Genomic DNA, 3652 nt, shown 5'->3' with positions numbered 1-3652 from the left:
GTCAAAGTGCAGAGACTCTAGCGCATGATGCACGGCTTTTCCCTGAGAATCCAAAACACCAGCTTTTAAAAACACGTTTACTATAACTTTCATCATCTCTACTTCCCTAAAATTCTATTTAAAACTTGCTCATAGGCAACAGTTAGTCCGCCTAAACCTTGACGAAATCTGTCTTTATCCATCTTCTCACCGCTTGTCACATCCCAAAAACGGCAATTATCAGGGCTGATCTCATCTATAAGAATGATGTTGCCGCTGCTCTCTTTTCCAAACTCAAGTTTAAAGTCTACTAGATTAAGACCCTTGTCTGCAAAGTACGGCTTGAGAATATCATTTACCTGTCTTGCCATGCGGCGAAGTTTATCAAGCTCGTCTTGAAAATCAACTAAACCAAGGATTAATGCATGCTGATCATTTAGCTTAGGGTCACCCAAAGCGTCGTTTTTATAGTCAAACTCAACAAGCGTAAAAGGGAGAACGGTTCCGTCTTTGATACCGAGATTACGGCTTAGGCTTCCTGTTGCAATGTTGCGAACGATAACTTCTATAAGAATAACCTTTGTCTTTTTATGCAACATGTTATTGTCATCCAACATCTTTACGAAGTGAGTCTGTATGTCATTCGCCTCTAAGAGCTTAAAAAGTTCGGTTGAAATCTTGTTGTTAAGTGCGCCTTTGCCTGCTTCACTTGATTTTTTCTCACCGTTAAATGCGGTTAAATCATCTTTAAACTCTGAGATAAGAAGATTTTCATCATCAGTAGTAAACAGTTTTTTTGCTTTTCCCTCGTAGAGCAGTTCTCTCTTTTGCATCTTTTTATAGTCCTTTTGTAATGATTAATGCTTTTAAAATATCAACACCAACTTTTAGCTGCATGTCTTTGTTTATCATCTCATCTGTTATGATGTGTTTTGAGTCTTTTTGTGCCTCTTCCTCTTCTTTTTTGCCGTCAACTTTTTCTAGTTCTTCTTCTAAATGTTTCTTTAAGTCAGCCTCTTTTATTGCAAATTCATTTTTGTTTGTTGTAACCTCGCCTGGGAATACCTCGATGTCAGGTTTTACCCCAAGAGCTTGAATTGTTCTTCCGCTTGGAAGGTAGTATCTTGCAATAGTTAGCTTAATAGCTTCCTCGTCGGTTATAGGAAGAACTACCTGGACACTCCCTTTTCCAAATGTATTTTGACCCACAACGATAGAGCGTTTATGGTCTTGAAGCGAACCGCTTACAATCTCACTCGCACTTGCGCTTCCGCCGTTTACTAGCACAACCAACGGAACATCGGTTATGGTATTTTGAGATTTTGCGGAGTATGTCTCATCATCGGCTTTGTTTCTTCCCTTTTGTGAAACGATATCCCCCTCATCGACAAAAAGGTCTACAAGACCGACCGCTTGGTCAAGAAGTCCCCCTGGATTGTTTCTCAAATCAAGAACAACTCCTTTTGTCGTCGGCTTTCTCTTTTTTATTGCTTTTGTAACATCATCTACAACTTTTTTGTCAAAACTGGTTACGCGGATATATTGAATGTCATTGCCGATAGATTTTGCATATACAGACTCTATTGTAATTATTCCTCTTACTATATTTATAACCAGAGGCTTGCTCTCTCCCTCTCTGACAACCATCAGCTCAATAGGAGTGCCGACTTTTCCTCTCATGATGGAGACCGCTTCATCAATGGTCATACCGAGCGTGGACTCTTTGTCTATTTTTAAAATTATATCACCGGCTTTGATGCCTGCTTTGTCCGCGGGAGTGCCTTCAATGGGTGCAATAACCGTAAGTGCGCCATCTCGTACGCCTTCAGTGATGCCAAGACCGCCAAATTCACCGTTTGTTTGGACTTTTAAACTTTTATAATCTTTTTGCGAGAGATAGTTTGAGTGAGCGTCTAAGTTACTCATCATCCCCTCAAGTGCCTTGTCCATCAACTCTTCAATAGTAACATCATCTACATTGTACTGCTCAACAATGCTTATGACTTTTGTAAACTTTGCTAAGGATTCAAGTCTAGAAGCCTCTTTGCTCTCTCTGTTCTCATCCGTGGAGGCAAGAAGGTTCGTAGAAAACACTAACGCTAACGCAACCGTTACCGAGGCAAAACCAAGAGTAAGCAACTTTTTGTTTTTCATTATTTTTCCTGTATTAATTAAAAAGGATATTATAGTAAAAAGCTGTTTAAATAACAACTTTGTTTAGGGATGCCCTTTAAATTGACCTGCAGTAATTTTTATTTAAATTATTTTTAATATAATACGAAAATTTTAATCATTAAGGCATAAAAACAATGAGTAGTATTAAAGAGTATTTAGCGGCGGATCATGGTCGTTGCGACGAACTGTTTGCAGTGATGGAAGATGCTGCAGCCAACTCGATAGAGAGTGCAAAAGAGTCATATGATGTGTTTGCTTATGGGACACAGAGACATTTTCAGATGGAAGAGCGTGTTATGTTTTTGGAGTTTGAGCAAAAAACAGGAATGACTCAGGGTCCGACTGCCATGATGAGACATGAGCACACGCAGATGAGAGGTCTTATCTCAGACATGGGCAAAGCGATTGAGGACAGAGATAAAGAGAAGTTTTTCGGAAGCAGCGAAACATTGATGATTTTAATGCAGCAGCACAACATGAAAGAGGAGCAGATGCTCTACACGATGGCACAGCAGCACTTAAGCGCAGAGTCTGATCGCATAGTCGATATGATGCGTTCAATGATCGTAGAGTAGTAGAAGAGATAGATTTGGATTTTAACGGACTCTCAGTAGATCAAGCGCCTCCTATATGGGCACCTGCTATATTTTTCTTAACGGCTCCTCTCTTTGGAGTTCTTGCCGGAATTTTAATACTTTTTAGCGATGCCCAAGTGCTCTCAAATAGATACTCACTGGAGGCGATTGCAATTACGCACTCATTGACTATAGGCTTTTTGAGTTTTGTGATCTTTGGAGCGCTTACCCAGATGCTTCCGGTTTTGGCTGGAGTTAGGGTCGCAAAAGTTCATTTTATCTCACTTATATCGTATCTGTTTTTAGTTCTTGGGACTCTTTGCATGGTTTTTGGGCTGCTCTTAGATATTTCAGTACTTATATTTGCAGCTTCTGCTCTGCTTGGCGGCGGATTTTTAATAATTATTCTCTCTATGTTGGTGGCACTTAAGAGCGTTATAAATTTCACGCCAAGCATAAAAGCCATGGTGACGGGGTTGGTTTTTGCGCTTTTTATATCACTTGTAGGAATGCACCTTTTGGCATCTCATGGAGTCGGCAAATCTTCGGCTTCACATCTGCTGCTGGCAAATGTTCATAGCGTTTGGGCAGTTTTTGGCTTTGCCGGAATTTTGATAATCGGGGTCTCTTTTCATATTTTGCCGATGTTTTACGTAGCGCCGAAATTCAAAAGTTTTTTTGAGAAAAGAGTCATCTGGATTATAAGTGCAGGGCTTTTTTTGTGGCTCTGTTTAAATCTCTTTTTTGAGTCATACGCACTGGTGGCAAAACTCTGGATAGCGCTCTTTTTCTTGGCTTATGCCACAGCAATCCATACAAAACTAAACGCGCGTCGTCGCAAGGTTAGCGATATTACGATTTGGTACTGGAGGAGTGCTTCCATATTTATGCTCTTAGGCGCTTTAGCGTGGGTGCTCAATGAC

Annotated in this window: 5 protein-coding genes; 2 read left to right on the top strand and 3 right to left on the bottom strand. The window is 40.3% G+C overall.

What is annotated here, in order from left to right; translation table 11 throughout:
• The 3 genes from RQ763_RS10645 to RQ763_RS10635 all read right to left on the bottom strand — a co-directional run.
• Nucleotides 1-93 (bottom strand): phosphoribosylformylglycinamidine synthase subunit PurS (locus RQ763_RS10645; RefSeq protein ID WP_314152935.1); only part of this gene is annotated, 93 nt, incomplete at its 3' end.
• Between the two features lie 5 nt (nucleotides 94-98).
• Nucleotides 99-812, bottom strand: a complete 714-nt coding sequence (purC, locus tag RQ763_RS10640) for a phosphoribosylaminoimidazolesuccinocarboxamide synthase (protein ID WP_314152934.1) — start codon at nucleotides 810-812, stop codon at nucleotides 99-101.
• Between the two features lie 4 nt (nucleotides 813-816).
• Entirely contained in the window at nucleotides 817-2133 is a 1317-nt protein-coding gene (locus RQ763_RS10635; protein ID WP_314152932.1) for a S41 family peptidase, read from the bottom strand.
• Nucleotides 2134-2288: 155 nt separating this feature from the next.
• Here RQ763_RS10635 and RQ763_RS10630 point away from each other — a divergent pair, with 155 nt between their 5' ends.
• The gene (locus RQ763_RS10630; protein ID WP_314152931.1) at nucleotides 2289-2729 is read left to right on the top strand and encodes a hemerythrin domain-containing protein; all 441 of its coding nucleotides are present in this window, start codon (nucleotides 2289-2291) and stop codon (nucleotides 2727-2729) included.
• A 14-nt stretch (nucleotides 2730-2743) separates the two neighbouring features.
• Nucleotides 2744-3652 (top strand): hypothetical protein (locus RQ763_RS10625; protein ID WP_314152930.1); only part of this gene is annotated, 909 nt, incomplete at its 3' end.

The organism is Sulfurimonas sp. (genome assembly GCF_032250635.1).
Taxonomy (GTDB): Bacteria; Campylobacterota; Campylobacteria; order Campylobacterales; family Sulfurimonadaceae; genus Sulfurimonas.
The sequence above is the reverse complement of the archived record's forward strand: the minus strand, read 5'-3'. Positions and strand labels throughout refer to the sequence as shown.